Source organism: Paenibacillus peoriae (assembly GCF_022531965.1).
Classification (GTDB): domain Bacteria; phylum Bacillota; class Bacilli; order Paenibacillales; family Paenibacillaceae; genus Paenibacillus; species Paenibacillus polymyxa_D.
Genome location: NZ_CP092831.1, coordinates 4,989,382 through 5,008,330, shown reverse-complemented (window position 1 = coordinate 5,008,330; position 18,949 = coordinate 4,989,382). Strand labels below are relative to the sequence as shown.

Genomic DNA, 18,949 nt, shown 5'->3' with positions numbered 1-18,949 from the left:
TCTAGGTACAAAGCCTATCTATAAAGAATCTCTAAACCGGGAGTGTGTCGATGTGACAGAGAATACCAACGAGCAATATGGATTAACGCAAGCCCAGCGCCGAATATGGTTCATGGAAATTATGAATCCGGGAACGTCCATCACGATGCTTTCCGCGACCTACCAGATTACGGGCGAGATCAACACACAGCTTCTGAAGCAAGCGGCGGCAGAGATCGTCAAAACCTATGACGTTTTCCGAATCCGCATTAGCGGGGATTTGCAAAAACCAACGCAGTGGTTCGAAGAGCCGGAGAATGTCCAAGCTAGGATAAGCCGCCTCAAAATAGGCACAATCGAACAATTCTATGCTTGGGTGAAGGAAGTAAGCGAAAAACCGGCCAGCGTGTTCGACGAACACCTCTACGAATTTACGATTATTCATTTTGCGAACGGCCAAGTATGGCTCAATTTGACGGTAAACCATATTATCGCCGACGGCTTGTCCGTCAATGCTTTGCTGCATGCGGTGATGGAAAAATACCTGGAACTGCGCAAAGGCATCTCCAGCAGTTACCAGCCCCCTTCCTATCTAGATTATATTTCCGCGGAGCGTGAATATGAGCAATCGCAGCGTTATCAGAAAGGCAAGGAATACTGGCTGACGAAGTACAACACTTTGCCTGAAACGACCGGCATTAAATCGTATCCGCCATTCTCGATCGGCAGCGAATCCAATAAACTGTCCATCACTTTGGACGGTTCCCGGTATGAACGCATTCTGGCCTTCAGCGAACAATATCAGATCAGCTTATATACATTATTTCTGTCCGCCATGTACGTTTTATTGTACAAGCTGACCGACAGCACCGATGTTCCGGTCGGCACGGTTTTTGCCAATCGCACCAGCAAGAAGGAAAAAGAAACGATTGGCATGTTCGTCAGCACCGTGGCTACGCGGATTCGTCTGAATCCAGACAGGAACGTGCTTTCCTTGATCCAAACGGTTTCCAAGGAAAATACGGCGGATCTGCGGTATCAGAAATACCCTTATAACCAATTGATCCAGGATTTACGCGAACAACACGGCCGCAACGATCTTTCGGGGCTGTTCCGCACGTCTCTGGAATATCTGCCTTTGAAAATCGTGGAGTACGAAGAAATCAAGGTACGCCTGGAGGCTCACTTCGCTAGGCACGAGATGGACGATTTGCTGCTGCGCTTCGACCATATGCTGAATGAAGGACATGTCATTCTCCATGCTTCCTATCGTACCGGCTTGTTCGAGACGGCCGAGATTGATCGGATTATGGAACAGTATGTAACCGTTCTGGACCAGTTTCTTCAGACTCCCGAACTGCCGGTACGCGAGATTTCTCTGCTGAGCGATGAGGAGAGACACCGCATTCTCAACGTTTTTAACCCGCCGGTGGCAGGGCTGAGCGAGGGAGAAGCGTTTCATCGGTATGTTGAAAAGTTTGCTCGAGAAATTCCAGATCATCCGGCAGTCGTCTACATGGACAAACAGCTGACCTACGGCGAATTGAACGAACGCGCCGAGCGGCTGGCTTCTCTCCTTCGCGAACAGGGCGTGGGAAGGGAGACGATTACGGGGATCTGGGCGGAGCGTTCGGTGGAACTGCTGGTCGGGGTGCTCGCCGTTTGGAAAGCCGGCGGAGCCTATGTACCGCTGGACCCCGATTATCCGGCGGAGCGGATTGAGTACATGCTCAGCGATAGCGATGCATCGGTGCTGCTTACGCAGCGTCATCTGTTGGAGCGGGCCGGAGGTTGGTTGGCCGATGACCGGCTGAAGCTTCAAGCTGTCTATGCCATGGACGATGAACAGATTTATAACGGGGATGCCTTAGCCGTGGAATTTCAATCTGCCAACAGCGCCCCGCAAGACTTGGCTTATGTGATTTACACCTCGGGTACGACGGGACGCCCGAAAGGCGTCATGATCGAGCACGGCAGTCTCGTGAATACGGCGGATGCGTACCGTCGCGAGTACCGGTTGGATCAGTTTCCGGTGCGGCTGCTGCAGTTGGCCAGCTTCTCGTTTGACGTGTTCGTCGGAGACATCGCGCGGACGCTGTATAACGGAGGCACGATGGTGATTGTGCCGAAGGATGACCGGATTGATCCGAACCTCTTATACGGCTGGATTCGGGACCAAAACATTACGGTATTCGAATCGACGCCTGCGCTCATCCTGCCGTTCATGCAGCATATTTATGAAGAAGGGCTGGACGTTAGCTCCATGCAGTTGCTGATTACCAGCTCGGATGCTTGCAGTGTCACCGATTACCGATTGCTGCAGGAAAGATTCGGCGGACAATTCCGCATCATCAACAGCTATGGAGTTACCGAAGCGGCCATTGACAGCAGCTTTTACGGTGAGCCGCTGGATAAGCTGCCGTCGTCGGGTCATGTGCCGATCGGCAAAGCTTGGCTGAACGCCCGGTTTTACATTGTCGATGCCGCGTTAAAGCCGGTTCCTGTAGGGGTTCCGGGCGAGCTTGTCATCGGCGGCGCCGGGGTGGCGCGCGGGTACTGGAACCGTCCAGACCTAACCGCCGAGAAATTTGCGGACAGCCCGTTTGTACCGGGCGAACGTCTGTACCGGACAGGCGATTTGGCCCGCTGGCTGGAAGACGGCAACGTCGACTTCATCGGCCGGATCGACTATCAGGTGAAAATTCGCGGGTTCCGGATCGAACTCGGCGAAATTGAAACGGCCCTGCTGCGTTTCCCGGGCGTCAAGCAGGCTGTGGTGACCGACCGTACGGATGAGCAGGGGCAAAAGTATTTGTGCGGCTACGTGACGGCGGATGCTTCCGTGCAGCTGAGCGATCTGCTGTCCCAATTGAAGCAAGAGCTGCCGGCCCATATGGTCCCGGCCCGGCTGGTGTCTCTTGATAAGCTCCCGCTCACGCCGAACGGCAAAATTGACCGTAAAGCGCTGCCTGAACCGACCGGAGAGGTAGAAGCAGGCCGTGAGTATGTGGCTCCTCGCACAACGCTGGAAACAAGACTTGCTCTCATTTGGCAGCAGGTGCTGGGTATTGCGCGAGTTGGAGTCCAAGGCGATTTCTTTGACTTGGGTGGTCATTCCTTGCGGGCCTCCACGCTGGTTTCCAAGATTCGGAAAGAGCTGCAAGTCGAGGTTCCGCTGCGGGAAGTTTTCCGCTACACCACGATCGAACAGCTGGCCCAAAGAATCGGCGGTTTAAGGCAGCAGGAGACCTATGAGATTACAAAGGCGGCTGAGGCCGAGTACTATCCGGTTTCATCCGAGCAAAAGCGCCTGTACGTCCTGCGCCAGCTTGACGGGGCTGAGCGCAGCTATAATATGTCGGCGGCGCTTCTTCTCGAAGGCAAGCTGGACTGCACGCGCGTCGAGCATGCGTTCCGGGCGCTGATTCAGCGCCATGAGACGCTGCGTACCGGGATCGAGCAGGTTCAAGGCGAGCTTGTCCAGCGCATCTATGACGAGGTGGAGTTTGCTGTGGATTATTTCCAAGCGAGCGAGCGGGAAGTGGAGCAAGTGGTAGAAGCTTACTATCACCCGTTTGATCTGACCAAGCCGCCACTTCTCCGCATCGGCCTGATCGAAGTCGCCGAGGATCGCCACATTCTGCTGTTCGATATGCACCATATCGTCTCGGACGGCATTTCGACAGCGCTGCTCTTCGACGAGTTCAGCCGCCTGTATCGGGGCGAGGAGCTGACCCCGCTGCGCATTCAATACAAAGATTATTCCGTTTGGCAGCATTCCGAAGCTTACGGGCAGATGCTCCAGCCGCAGAAGGAGTATTGGCTGGAACAGCTGTCGGGCGAGCTGCCGGTCTTGGAGCTACCGACGGACTTCCCGCGGCCTGCGGTGCAAAGCTTTGACGGCCGAACCGTGAAGTTTTATATCGAGAAAGATCGGACGGAGAAGCTGAAAGAGCTGGCGGCACGGACAGGGACGACCCTGTACATGGTGCTGCTGTCGGCTTACACCATCCTTATGCATAAATATTCGGGTCAGGAAGATCTGATCGTAGGAACGCCGATTGCCGGAAGAACGCAGGAAGAAGTGCAGCCGATCGTAGGGATGTTTATCAACACGCTGGCCATTCGCAGCCGTCCGGAGCGTTCCAAGCCGTACCTTTCGTACCTGGAAGAAATCAAGGACATCACGCTCGGGGCTTTCGAGCACCAAAATTATTTGTTCGAAGACTTGGTAGAAAGTCTTCACATTCCGCGCGCGACTGGCCGGAATCCGCTCTTTGACACGTTCTTCTCCCTGCAAAATACGGAGAACGAGCAAATTGTCATCGAGGGGCTGGAGCAATCGTTTTATCCACTGGAAAACCAAACATCCAAGTTCGAGCTACTCCTGGATATTTCGGAGCTGGACGGTCAGCTCGAATGCCGGTTGGAGTACGCTACGGCTTTGTATAAACAAGAGACCGCGGAGCGGTTCGCCAGACATTATGACAAGCTGCTCGAAACCATCGCAGCAGCGCCGGACGGGGATATTGCCTCGCTGGAAATGCTCACGGAGGAGGAAATCCGCGAGCTGGTGCGCGGTTTCAACGATTCGGAGGCGGACTACCCGCGGCAGCAGATGATTCACGGCTTGTTCGAAGAACAGGCGGAGCTTTACCCGGACAATGTGGCCGCCGTCATGAACGAGCGGCAGCTGACCTACCGCGAGCTGAACGAGCGATCCAACCGCCTTGCGCGGAAGCTGCGGGAGGCGGGAGTAGAAGCGGACCAGCTGGTAGCGATTCTGGCCGAACGCTCGCTCGATATGGTCGTTGGCATTCTGGCGATTCTCAAAGCGGGCGGAGCCTACGTGCCTGTCGATCCGGACTACCCGGAGGAGCGCATCCGCTTCATGATCGAGGATTCGGGCGCGCCGTTATTGCTGATTCAAAAGCATCTGCACGAGAAGACCGACTTCGCAGGAACGCGCCTCGAATTGGACGATTTCGTTTGGGGCGACAGAGGGGCGGACTCCGAAGGTGCGTTGGACGCTTCGAACCTGGAGCCAATTTCCGGGCCGGGCAACCTGGCATATGTCATCTACACGTCGGGAACGACCGGCAGACCGAAAGGAACGCTGATCGAGCATAAGAACGTCGTGCGGCTCCTGTTCAACGACAAGAACCTGTTCGACTTCGGACCGTCTGACACGTGGACGCTGTTCCACTCGTTCTGCTTCGATTTCTCCGTCTGGGAAATGTACGGAGCGCTGCTGTACGGAGGCAAGCTGGTCATCGTACCGCCGCTGACGGCGAAAAATCCGGCCGATTTCCTGGCGCTGCTGGGCCGCGAACAGGTCACGATTTTGAACCAGACGCCAACGTACTTCTACCAGCTACTGCGTGAGGTCTTGGCGGACCATCCGTACGATCTGCGGATTCGCAACGTCATCTTTGGGGGCGAAGCGCTGAGTCCGCTGCAGCTCAAGGGCTTCAAGACGAAGTACCCGGAGACGAAGCTGATCAATATGTACGGCATTACCGAGACGACGGTTCACGTGACATATAAGGAAATAACGTGGGTCGAAATGGAGGCGGCGAAGAGTAATATCGGCAAGCCGATCCCGACGCTGAAGGTGTACGTCCTGGATGAAAACCGCCGCCCTGTGCCGATCGGCGTAGCGGGCGAAATGTACGTGGCCGGGGAAGGCCTTGCGAGAGGATACCTGAACCGTCCGGATCTGACGGCGGAGAAGTTCGTCGATTCCCCGTTTGCGGAGGGGGAGAAACTGTACCGCTCGGGTGACTTGGCGGCTTGGCTACCGGACGGCAACATCGAATACCTGGGCCGGATCGATCATCAGGTGAAGATCCGCGGGTACCGGATCGAGCTGGACGAAATCGAGACGCAGCTGCTGAACGTCGAGGGCGTGGAAGAAGCGGTGGTGCTCGCCCGTCAGGACGGCGAGGGCGAGAAGGCGCTTGTCGCCTACTTTGTGGCGGACCGAACGCTGACGGTCAGCGAAATGAGAACCTCGCTGGCCCAGGGAATGCCGGGGTACATGATCCCGTCGTACTTCGTGCAGCTGGAGCGCATGCCGCTGACGACCAACGGCAAAGTGGACCGCAAAGCGCTACCGGAGCCGCAAGGCGGCATACAAACGGGCGTCGAATACGTAGCGCCGCGTAACCGGACGGAGTCCCAGCTTGTGAAGATCTGGGAGGAAGTACTGGGCTACTCCGGCATTGGAGTCCTGGACAATTTCTTCGAGCTCGGAGGCCACTCCTTGCGGGCGACGAACCTTGTCAGCAAGATTCAGAAGGAAATGAACGTCGAACTTCCGCTGCGCGATGTGTTCCGCTATACGACGGTAGAGTCGATGGCCGGGGCTATTGCCAGCTTGGAAGAAACGCGGCACTGCTCGATTCCGAAAGCGGAAGAGAAAGCGTACTATCCGGTTTCCTCCGCGCAAAAAAGGCTGTACGTCCTGCACCAGCTGGATAGTTCGGAGCTGAATTATAACCTCCCAAGCGCCTTGCAATTGGAAGGGGCTTTGAACGAGGTCAAAGTGGAAAAGGCGCTGACTACTTTGGTGGCCCGGCACGATATGCTGCGCACCGGTTTTGAAATCGTGAATGGGGAGCCGGTTCAGCGTATTCATCCGCTCGTAGCTTTCAAGGTCAAGAAGCTTCAAGCAAGCGAAGATCAGGTTGCGGCCATTCTTGAAGGCTTCATTCAGCCTTTTGACTTGACCCAGCCGCCTTTGCTGCGCGCCCTGCTGATCGAACTGGAGAAAGAGAAATTCCTGCTCGCGCTGGATATTCATCATATTGGTTCCGACGGCCTTTCCATGGACGTGCTGCTGCGCGAATTCGTGCGGCTTTACAATGGGGAAGAATTGCCGGAGCTGCGGATTCAATACAAGGATTACGCCGTTTGGCAGCAATCCGAGGAGCAGCGCCAGCGCATCAAACGGCAGGAGGAATACTGGCGCGGGGTATTCAGCTCCGAGCTTCCGGTTCTTGAGCTGCCTCTCGACTTCTCCCGCCCGGCCGTCCAGCAGTTTGACGGTCAAACGCTCACGTTTACGCTGGATGCGGAGAAAAGTGAAGCTCTCAAACGGCTTGCCGGCGATTCGGGGGCGACGCTATACATGCTTCTGCTGACTGCGTACTCCGTATTGCTTCATAAATACGCGGGACAGGAAGATATAGTGGTCGGCACTCCGATTGCCGCCCGTTCTCACGCCGACCTGCAGCCGATTATCGGCATGTTCGTCAATACGCTGGCCCTTCGCTTGGGTCCGGCGGCGGAGCGGACGTTCCTGGATTACTTGCAGGAAGTGAAGGAAACGACGCTTGGAGCCTACGAGCACCAGGACTATCCGTTCGAGGAGTTGGTGGAAGCTCTTCAGGTGAGCCGGGATTTAAGCCGGAATCCTCTGTTTGACACCATGTTTTCTTTGCAAAAACACGAAAGCTTGGATTTAACCCTGGAAGGCTTGCAATGGTCGCTGTTCGACATCAAGGAAAAGACGGCAAAGTTTGATCTTAGCTTTGATATCGTGGAAGCCGATAACGAGCTGGTTTGCAAGATCGAGTACGCTACCTCGTTGTTTAGACAGGAAACGATGGAACGGCTGGCGGGTCATTACGAGCAGCTTTTGGCGTCGATCTTGGCTCAGCCGGGTGCGCGGATTTCAGATTTGGATATCTTGCCGGACAGCGAAAAGCATGATTTGCTGGTCGGGTTTGACGTGTCGTCTTCGGCTCTTGCGAAGCAACCCGCCGCAGAGGGTACAGGTTTGGAAGCGGATGAGTCGTGGAGAGAGAGAACGTTCCACGAGCTGTTCGAGGAGCAGGCGGAGCGCACTCCGGGAGCGCTGGCGGTTGTCTACGAAGACAGCAAGCTGACGTATGCGGAGCTGAACGCCAAAGCGAATCGTCTGGCGTATGCACTGCGGGCGCGCGGGGTGAAGCCGGAGCAGGTGGTCGGCATTTTGGCCGGCCGTTCGGCGGAGCTGTTGATCGGGGTGCTCGCCGTATGGAAAGCGGGCGGCGCTTATGTGCCGCTCGACCCGGACTATCCGGCGGAGCGGATCGAGTATATGCTCGCGGACAGCGGGGCGTCGGTGCTGCTCACGCAGACCCGCCTGCTGGAGCAGGCGGAAGCTTGGCGCAGCGACGGAGCTCTAGTGCTGCAAACGGTGGTTGCGCTTGACGACGCCACGACGTACAGCCTCGGAGCGGCTGTGGGCGTACAAGCTTTGGGCGAAGCAGGCGCAGAGGCGGAGGCTTTGGCGCAAGCGGAAACGGCTTCTGCCGAAATGTCCGCCACGGCAGAAGCCGAGAAGAACGTACTAGCGGCGGATCTCGCATCGAATCCGGCGAATGTGAACAAGCCGCGCGATTTGGCTTACGTCATCTACACCTCCGGTACGACGGGCAAGCCGAAGGGCGTGATGATCGAGCACCGCAGCCTGGTGAACACGGCGGCGGGCTACCGGCGGGAATACCGCCTGGATCAGTTCCCGATCCGGCTGCTGCAGCTCGCGAGCTTCTCGTTCGACGTGTTCGTCGGGGACATTGCGCGGACGCTGTACAACGGCGGCACCATGGTCATCGTGCCGAAGGACGACCGGATTGATCCAACCCGCCTCTACGGCTGGATTCGCGACTACGCCGTGACGGTGTTCGAATCGACTCCGGCGCTGATCGTGCCGTTCATGGAGCATGTGCATGCCGAGGGTCTGGACCTCAGCTCGATGCAGCTGCTGATCTCAAGCTCGGATGCGTGCAGCGTAGCGGATTACCGCACCTTGCAGGAGCGCTTCGGCTCGCAGTTCCGTATTATTAACAGCTATGGCGTAACGGAAGCGGCGATTGACTCCAGCTTCTATGACGAGCCGCTGGAGAAGCTGCCGAAGACGGGCAGCGTGCCGATCGGGAAAGCGTGGCTGAACGCGAAGTTCTACATCGTGGATGCGAATCTGAAGCCGGTGCCTATCGGGGTGTTGGGTGAGCTGGTTATCGGCGGAGCGGGTGTGGCCCGCGGTTACTTGAACCGCCAGGATTTGACGGCGGAGAAATTCGTAGACAGCCCGTTCGCCGCTGGGGAGCGGCTGTACCGGACGGGCGACCTGGCGCGCTGGATGCCAGACGGCAACGTGGACTTCATCGGCCGGATCGACAACCAGGTTAAAATTCGCGGCTATCGGATCGAGCTTGGTGAAATTGAAGCGGCCATGAAAAATTTTGCCGGCGTGCGTCAAGCGCTTGTCATCGACCGGACGGATGAGCGGGGGCAGAAATATTTGTGCGGGTATGTCGTAGCGGATTCCAGCTTCGATCTGGAAAGGCTTGTAGCCCATCTGGACGCCGCGCTGCCTTCCCATATGGTGCCTTCGCGCATCATGCGCCTGGATCAAATGCCGCTTACGCCGAACGGGAAGATCGACCGTAAAGCGCTGCCTGTGCCGGAAGGAAGCATTCGTGTCGAGGCTGCATACACGGCGCCTCGTACTCCTGCCGAGCAAGCACTTGCGTCGGTCTGGCAGTCGGTGCTGGGCGTGGATCAGGTCGGCACGATGGACAATTTCTTTGCGCTCGGCGGCGATTCGATCAAGGCCTTGCAGGTATCGTCCCGTCTTTTGCAAACGGGGTACAAGCTGGTCATGAAAGATTTGTTCCATTACCCGACGATTTCCGCCCTTAGTTTGCATCTGCAAACGGCGGAGAGAACGGCAAGCCAGACCGAAGTGACGGGAGAGGTCATCTTGACCCCGATTCAGCGCTGGTTCTTTGAACAAAATCCGGCTGACGTACATCACAGCAACCAGGCGTTCATGCAGTTCTCCAAGCAAGGCTTTGACGAAGAAGCTTTACGCCAAGCGGTGCGTCAGCTTGTTGTGCATCACGATGCTCTCCGTACGGTTTACCGCCAAACCGAGAACGGCTATACCGCATGGAACCGTGGCGCCGGGGAGAACGAAGCACTGTTCGATCTGGAAGTTGTCGATTTCAAAGGAGTCGGCGACGTGAAAGAAGCGGTAGAGGCTAAGGCGAATGACATTCAAGCGAGCATCGATCTGGAAAACGGTCCGCTGGTGAAGCTCGGCTTGTTCCGCTGCGACGACGGCGACCACCTGCTCATCGCGATCCATCACTTGGTCGTAGACGGCGTATCCTGGCGGGTTCTGCTTGAGGATTTTGCTGCCGGCTATGAGCAGGCGCTGCAAGGGCAGCCGATCCGTCTGCCGCTCAAAACGGATTCATTCCAAACGTGGGCGAAACAGCTCGCTGATTATGCGAACGGTCCGGCGATGGAAAGCGAGAGAGAGTATTGGCAACATATCGAGCAATTGACCTATGAGCCGCTTCCGAAGGATTTTGAACAAGGCAGATCCAAGCTGAAGGACAGCGGGCTCGTGACCGTTCGCTGGACGGCAGAGGAAACCGAACAGCTGCTGAAGCAGGCACACCGTGCTTACCATACGGAAATGAACGATTTGCTGCTTGCTGCGCTTGGCCTCGCGGTACAAGCTTGGAGCGGCCGGGAACGCGTGCTGGTGAATCTCGAAGGCCACGGCCGAGAAGATATTTTGCCGGATGTGGACATTACGCGCACAGTAGGCTGGTTTACAAGCCAATTCCCTGTCGTTCTGGAGCCGGGTCACGCCCAGGCGCTCGGTCATCAGGTGAAACAGGTTAAGGAAAGCTTGCGCCGCATTCCGAACAAAGGAATCGGCTACGGCATCCTGCGTTATTTGTCGGCGTCGCGTGACGGCGAGCGCTTCGCTTTGGAGCCGGAGATCAGCTTTAACTATTTGGGTCAGTTCGACCAGGATTACGAAAGCAGCGACTCGCAGCCGTCTCCGTTCAGCCCGGGCTCCGATTCAAGCCCGAATGCAGTGATGGATTTTGTCCTCGATATTAACGGTATGGTGTCGGAAGGAGTGCTGGAACTCACGATCCGTTATGGGGAAACCCAGTATAAACGGGAAACGGTAGAGCGCCTGGGCACCCTGCTTCAATCGAGCTTGCGTGAAGTCATCAGCCATTGCGTATCGAAAGAGCGGCCGGAGCTTACGCCTAGCGACGTACTGTTTCAAGATGTGACGGTGGAAGAACTGGAGCGGCTGTCCGAACATACGGCGGCGCTCGGCGAACTGGAGAATGTATACACCTTGACTCCGCTGCAAAAAGGGATGTTGTTCCACAGCCTGCTGGATGCCGATTCGGAAGCTTACTTCGAACAGGTGACCTTCGATCTGTACGGAAGCCTGAATGTCGAAGCCTTCACCCAAGGATTGGATACGCTGGTGCAGCGGAATGAGGCGCTGCGGACCAACTTTATTACTGGCTGGAGAGACGAGCCGCTTCAAGTGGTATTCCGCGAGCGGAAGTGTGAAGTGTACTTCAAAGATATTCGCTCGGTAAGCGATGAAGACCCGGAGAAGACGATAGCCGATTTTGTCAGCGCGGATAAAGCGAACAAGTTCGATTTTGCCCGAGGCTCTCTTATGCGCGTGACAGTTTTGCGCACGGGCGACGAGTCCTACCATGTGATCTGGAGTCACCATCACATTTTGATGGACGGCTGGTGCATGTCCTTCATGATCAAGGAAGTGTTCGACACCTACTTCGCGTTCCACGAGAAGCGGACGCTGGAGCTTCCTCCGGTTACCTCGTACTCCCGGTATATCGAATGGCTGGAAGCTCAAGATGCCGCGAAAGCTTCGCGTTACTGGTCCGAGTATTTGGCGGGTTACGATCAGCAGACCAAGCTGCCCCAGGAGAAAACGCAGCTGAAGCAGGGCGCTTTTGAAGCAGCTGAAATCGATGTGGAACTCAGCAAGGAACTGACCGGGCAAATCGAGCGGGTGGCGCGCCAGCAGCAGGTGACGCTCAATACGTTCATGCAGACCGTATGGGGACTGGTTCTGCAGGTATACAACAACAGCGAGGATGTTGTATTCGGCTCCGTCGTATCCGGGCGTCCGGCGGAAATTCCGGGCATCGAAAGCATGATCGGCCTGTTTATTAATACGATCCCGGTCCGTATTCAAGGCAAAGCCGAGGAGACGGTAGCCGATATCTTGAGAAAAACCCAGGACCAAGCGCTGGCATCGGGAGCTTACGAAACGTTCCCGCTGTTCGAAATTCAGTCGCTGAGCGAGCAAAAGCGCGACTTGATCAACCATATCATGGTCTTTGAAAATTATCCGATGGAAGAACAGATTGAGCAGGTCGTCGGCGGAGACAAAGAAGCGCTGAAAATCGCTAATATCCATTCGCCGGAGCAAACGAACTACGACCTGGACATTACCGTCATTCCGGAAGAGCATATTTTGCTGCGGTTTACGTACAATGCGCTGACGTTCAGAGAGGAAGACATCAGGCTGATCCACGGTCATTTTGCCCGGGCACTGGAGAAGGTTGCGGCTAACCCGAACATCCGCGTGAATCAGTTGGAGCTTTTGACGGCGGCGGAAAAAGAGCAAATTCTCGGCGCGTTTAACCCGGCGCAGCCGGAAGCGGCTCCTGCGGCCGCGTTCCACCGGCTGTTCGAGGAACAGGCGGAACGCACGCCGGAAGCGGCAGCTGTCGTGTACGAGAACGACCGGCTGACGTATGCGGAGCTGAACGAGCGGGCGAATCGCTTGGCGGCCACGCTGCGAGCAAGCGGCATCGGCCGGGAGACGATCGTCGGCATTCTCGCCGAGCGTTCGGTGGATTTGCTGGTGGCCGTGCTGGCCGTCTGGAAAGCGGGCGGGGCGTATGTGCCGCTCGACCCGGATTATCCGGCGGAGCGCGTGCGGTTCATGCTCGAAGACAGCGGAGCGAAGGTGCTGCTGACGCAAACGGCGCTGCGAGAGCGCGCCGAAGCCTGGCTCGGCGAAGAGGAGCTGGCGCTGGCGGCGGTGCTGTACCTCGACGACGAAACCTCGTACAGCGAGGAGCGGACGAATGCCGACAGCTTCCATGAAGCCCGTCCAGAGGACCTGGCGTACGTGATCTACACGTCGGGAACGACGGGCAAGCCGAAGGGCGTGATGATCGAGCACCGCAGCCTGGTGAACACGGCGGCGGGCTACCGGCGGGAATACCGGTTGGATCAGTTCCCGGTGCGGCTGTTGCAGCTCGCAAGCTTCTCGTTCGACGTGTTCGTGGGAGATATCGCGCGGACGCTGTACAACGGAGGCACGATGGTGATTGTGCCGAAGGACGACCGGATCGATCCGTCTCGTCTGCACCACTGGATGGAGCGGGAACGGGTCACCATCTTCGAATCGACGCCGGCGCTGATCGTGCCGTTCCTGGAGTACGTGCACGAGCAGCAACTGGATATGAGCTGGATGGAGCTGTTGATCACGAGCTCGGACAGTTGCAGTGTGGCGGATTACCGAACCTTGCAGGAACGCTTCGGCTCGTTGTTCCGGATCATCAATGCTTACGGCGTGACGGAAGCGGCGATCGACTCCAGCTTCTACGACGAGGAATTGGCGAAGCTGCCGCAGACAGGCCATGTGCCGATCGGCAAAGCGTGGCTGAATGCGAAATTCTACATCGTGGATGCGCACCTGAATCCGGTGCCGGTCGGGGTGCTGGGCGAGCTGGTTATCGGCGGAGTCGGGGTAGCTCGCGGGTACTTGAACCGTCCGGGGCTGACAGAAGAGAAGTTCGTAGACAGCCCGTTCGCCGCGGGCGAGCGGTTGTACCGCACGGGAGACTTGGCGCGGTGGATGGAGGACGGGAACGTGGACTTCATCGGCCGGATCGACAACCAGGCGAAAATCCGGGGGTACCGGATTGAGACGGGCGAAGTCGAAGCGAAGCTGCTGAGTGTAGGTGGCGTGAAGGAAGCGGTCGTCGTCGTCAGGGAAGATCAAGAAGGTCAGAAAGCTTTGGGCGCTTATTATACAGCGGAAGAAGGCTTGACGGCGGCGGACCTGAAACGGGCGATTGCCAGCGAGCTGCCGGGGTACATGATCCCGTCATACTTCGTGGAGCTGGAGCGCCTGCCTCTGACGCCGAACGGAAAGATCGACCGGAAGGCGTTGCCGGCACCGGAAGGGGGAGCAGGCGGAGGCCGCGAATACGTGGCGCCGCGCACCGAACTGGAGGCGAAGCTGGCCGCCATTTGGCAGGATGTGCTTGTTCGGGAGAAGGCGGTAGGCGTAACGGACAACTTCTTCGACATCGGCGGCCACTCCCTGCGGGCGACGACGCTTGTCAGCAAAATGCATAAGGAGCTAGGTGTTGAATTCCCGCTTCGCGACGTATTCCGCTACTCGACGGTTGAGGAAATGGCCGCGGCTATGGAGCGGCTGGAGATCGGCTCGTTCACGGCTATTCCGGCTGCGGAACCTAGCGAGTATTATTCGCTCTCTTCCGCTCAGAAACGTCTCTATATCTTGAACCAGCTGGAAGGAGCCGAGTTGAGCTACAACATACCGGGAGCTATGCTGCTTGAAGGGGAGCTCGACCGGCAGCGGTTTGAAGAAGCGTTCCGCGGGCTCGTAGCTCGTCATGAGACGCTGCGTACCGGCTTTGAGATGGTAAAAGGCGAAGCGGTTCAGCGGATTTACGAAGAAGCCGCCTTCCAGGTGGAATATGTGCAGATCAGCGGGGAGCAGGCGGAAGAAACGGTGCGCCAATTCGTTCGTCCGTTTGATCTAGCGAAGCCGCCACTTCTGCGGGTAGGCCTTGCCGAACTGGCGCCGGACCGGCACATTCTAATGTTCGATACGCATCATATCGTATCCGACGGCGTTTCGATTGACGTACTGATCGAAGAGTTCGTCCGCTTGTACAGCGGGGAACAGTTGGAGCCGCTCCGCATTCAGTACAAAGATTATGCGGTATGGCAGCAATCGGACAAGCAGAAAGCTCAGCTTGCCAAGCAGGAAGCCTACTGGCTCGACATGTTCCGCGGAGAGCTGCCGGTTTTGGAATTGCCGACGGACTATCCGCGCCCATCTATGCAGAGCTACGAGGGCCGCACGCTGCAATTGTTTATGGATAGCGAGAAAAGCGAGGGTCTGAAACGGCTTGCAGCCGAGAATGGCGCAACGCTTTACATGGTTCTGCTTGCTGGTTATACAATATTATTGCATAAGTATACAGGGCAAGAAGACGTGGTGGTCGGTACGCCGATTGCGGGAAGAAATCACAGCGACGTTCAGCCGCTGATTGGGATGTTCGTCAATACTCTGGCCATCCGCAGTTATCCGGCTGCCGGTAAAACGTTCCTTGACTACTTGAAGGAAATCAAGGAGACGACGCTGGGCGCTTTTGAACATCAGAATTATCCGTTTGAGGAACTGGTGGATAAAGTGAACGTGGCTCGCGATTTATCCCGCAATCCGCTGTTCGATACGATGTTTGCTTTGCAGAATACAGAGAATTTGGAAATGCAGCTTCCCGGACTCCATTTGTCGACGTATGCCAGCGAAGAAATTGTTTCTAAATTTGATCTCAGCTTGGACGTCACGGAGATCGAGGAAGGCTTGGAATATCTGTTTGAATATGCCACTGCTCTTTATAAAACCGAAACGGTGGAGAAATTGGCTGCTCACTACTTGCAGCTGCTTGAATCCATTCTCCGCAACCCGTCGGCGACTATTGCCGAGCTAGGCATTTTGACGGCGGCGGAAAAAGAGCAAATTCTCGGCGCGTTTAACCCGGCGCAGCCGGAAGCGGCTCCTGCAGTCGCATTCCACCGGCTGTTTGAGGAACAGGCAGAGCGCACGCCGGAAGAGGCGGCCGTCGTGTACGAGAATGACCGGCTGACGTATGCGGAGCTGAACGAGCGGGCGAACCGCTTGGCGGCTACGCTGCGCCCAAGCGGCATCGGCCGGGAGACGATCGTCGGCATTCTCGCCGAGCGTTCGGTGGACTTGCTGGTGGCCGTGCTGGCCGTCTGGAAAGCGGGCGGGGCGTATGTGCCGCTCGACCCGGACTACCCGGCAGAGCGCGTGCGGTTCATGCTCGAAGACAGCGGAGCGAAGGTGCTGCTGACGCAAACGCCGCTGCGAGAGCGTGCCGAAGCCTGGCTCGGCGAAGAGGAGCTGGCGCTGGCGGCGGTGCTGTACCTGGACGACGAAACTTCGTACAGTGAGGAGCGGACGAATGCCGACAGCTTCCATGAAGCCCGTCCGGAGGATCTGGCGTACGTGATCTATACGTCGGGAACGACGGGCAAGCCGAAGGGCGTGATGATCGAGCACCGCGGCCTGGTGAACACGGCGGCGGGCTACCAGCGGGAATACCGGTTGGATCAGTTCCCGGTGCGGCTGCTGCAGCTCGCAAGCTTCTCGTTCGACGTGTTCGTAGGAGATATCGCGCGGACACTGTACAACGGAGGCACGATGGTGATTGTGCCGAAGGACGACCGGATCGATCCGTCTCGTCTGCACTACTGGATGGAGCGGGAACGGGTCACCATCTTCGAATCGACGCCGGCGCTGATCGTGCCGTTCCTGGAGTACGTGCACGATCAGCGGCTGGATATGAGCTGGATGGAGCTGTTGATCACGAGCTCGGACAGCTGCAGCGTGGCGGATTACCGGACCTTGCAGGAACGCTTCGGCTCGTTGTTCCGGATCATCAATGCTTACGGCGTGACGGAAGCGGCGATCGACTCTAGCTTCTACGACGAGGAGCTGGCGAAGCTGCCGCAGACAGGCCATGTGCCGATCGGCAAGGCGTGGCTGAATGCGAAATTCTACATCGTGGACGCGCATCTGAACCCGGTGCCGGTCGGGGTGCTGGGCGAGCTGGTCATCGGCGGAGTCGGAGTGGCGCGCGGGTACTTGAACCGTCCGGAGCTGACAGAAGAGAAGTTCGTACACAGCCCGTTCGCCGCGGACGAGCGGCTGTACCGCACGGGCGACTTGGCGCGGTGGATGGAAGACGGCAACGTGGACTTCATCGGCCGGATCGACAACCAGGCGAAAATCCGGGGCTACCGGATTGAGACGGGCGAAGTCGAAGCGAAGCTGCTGAGTGTAGGTGGCGTGAAGGAAGCGGTCGTCGTCGTCAGGGAGGATCAAGAAGGTCAGAAAGCTTTGTGCGCTTATTATACAACGGAAGAAGGCTTGACGGCGGCGGACCTGAAACGGGCGATTGCCAGCGAGCTGCCGGGTTACATGATCCCGTCGTACTTCGTCGAACTGGAGCACCTGCCTCTGACGCCGAACGGGAAAATCGACCGGAAGGCGCTGCCGGCGCCGGAAGGGGGAGCAAGCGCAGGCCGCGAATACGTGGCGCCGCGCACCGAACTGGAGGCGAAACTGGTCGCCATCTGGCAGGACGTGCTCGGGCCGGTCACGATTGGCGTGACGGACAACTTCTTCGACCTCGGCGGGCACTCCCTGCGGGCGACGACGCTGGTCAGCAAGGTGCACAAGGAGCTGAGCGTGGATCTGCCGCTGCGCGATGTGTTCCGGCACTCGACCATCGAAGCGATGGCCGAAGCGATCAGCCAATTGGAGCGGCAGGAACACCTCTCCATTCCGGTTCTGGATAAGAGGGATTACTATCCGCTTTCCTCCGTGCAAAAACGGCTGTACATCCAGCAGCAGATGGAAGGCGCCGAGCTTAGCTACAACATGTCCGGCATGACGGTTCTCGTCGGGCGCTTGGAACGGAATCAATTCGAGGCGGCGCTCAAAGGATTGATAGCTCGTCACGAAATTTTGCGAACCGGCTTCGAAATGGTCGACGGCGAACCGGTACAACGGATTTATCCGGACTTGAAGTTTGCCGTCGAGTATACGAAAGCGACGGAAAGTGAAACGAAGAGCATCGTAGACGGCTTTGTGCGCGTCTTTGATTTGGAGCGGCCGCCGCTGCTGCGTGTGGGCTTAGTCGAATGGGAAGCGGAACGGCAACTGCTCATGCTGGACATTCATCATATCGTCACGGATGGCATGTCGATGGGCATCTTTGTCGAAGAGCTGTTGCGCCTGTATAACGGCGAGACTCTGGAACCGCTTCGGATTCAATACAAGGAATTCGCCGCTTGGCAGCAGTCCGAACCTGTAAAAGAGCGACTGAAACGTCAGGAAGCCTACTGGCTGGACGTGCTGGAAGGCGAACTGCCGACGCTTGAACTGCCTACGGACTTTGTCAGACCTACCGCTCGCAGCTTTGAGGGAGATGTGCTGCCTTTCAGCATCGACAAGCAGATGACCGACAGCTTGCAGCGCATCGCCGATGAGAATGGCGCCACCCTTTATATGGTGTTATTGGCGGCCTATTCAATCCTGCTCAGCAAGTACTCGGGACAAGAAGACTTCATTGTAGGCATGCCGGTTTCGGGCCGCACACATGCCGACCTGGAGCCGCTCATCGGGATGTTTGTCAACACTTTGGCGATTCGCCATTATCCGTCCGGGGAGAAGACGTTCCTCGCTTACTTGAATGAAGTCAAAGAAACGATGCTGGCGGCCTACGACCACCAGGATTATCCGTTCGAGGAGCTTGTGAAAAAGCTGCAGGCGCCGCGAGATCAAAGCCGCAATCCTGTATTCGATGTCATGTTTGTTCTGGAAACCAAGGAAGATAACGTTCAAAGCTTCAGGGATATCAAGATCGAATCTTATCCGGAAACTCATACAGTTTCCCAATTTGATCTTACCTTGGTCATTTCGTTGCTGGATGAGGGAATGAACGGGCAGTTTGAATATGCCACCAAGTTGTTTACGCGCAATCTGATCGACAATTTCGCTCAGGACCTGCTCGTGATCATCACCCAAATTTGCGAACAGCCTTCGGTGCTGTTGAAGGATATTTCCCTGAACGGGCAATCCGAACAGGAGCAAGATGTGCTAGAGGCTATTGATATTATTTTCTAATCCCTTACCCGGCTTGGGTGTATGCCGTATTTCTCTCGGTACGCATCCTGCCGGTTTTTTTCCCAAAATGAAAGGGAAAAATCCACCACAGGAATCGGACATCAAGTGCCGTTGAGTAACTAATTCGAT

1 protein-coding gene is annotated in these 18,949 nt (G+C 56.9%); it reads left to right on the top strand.

Annotated elements, in window-relative coordinates; translation table 11 throughout:
• Positions 1-52 precede the first annotated feature (52 nt).
• Entirely contained in the window at positions 53-18,820 is an 18,768-nt protein-coding gene (locus MLD56_RS22180) for a non-ribosomal peptide synthetase (RefSeq protein WP_241113427.1), read from the top strand.
• Positions 18,821-18,949: the final 129 nt, after the last annotated feature.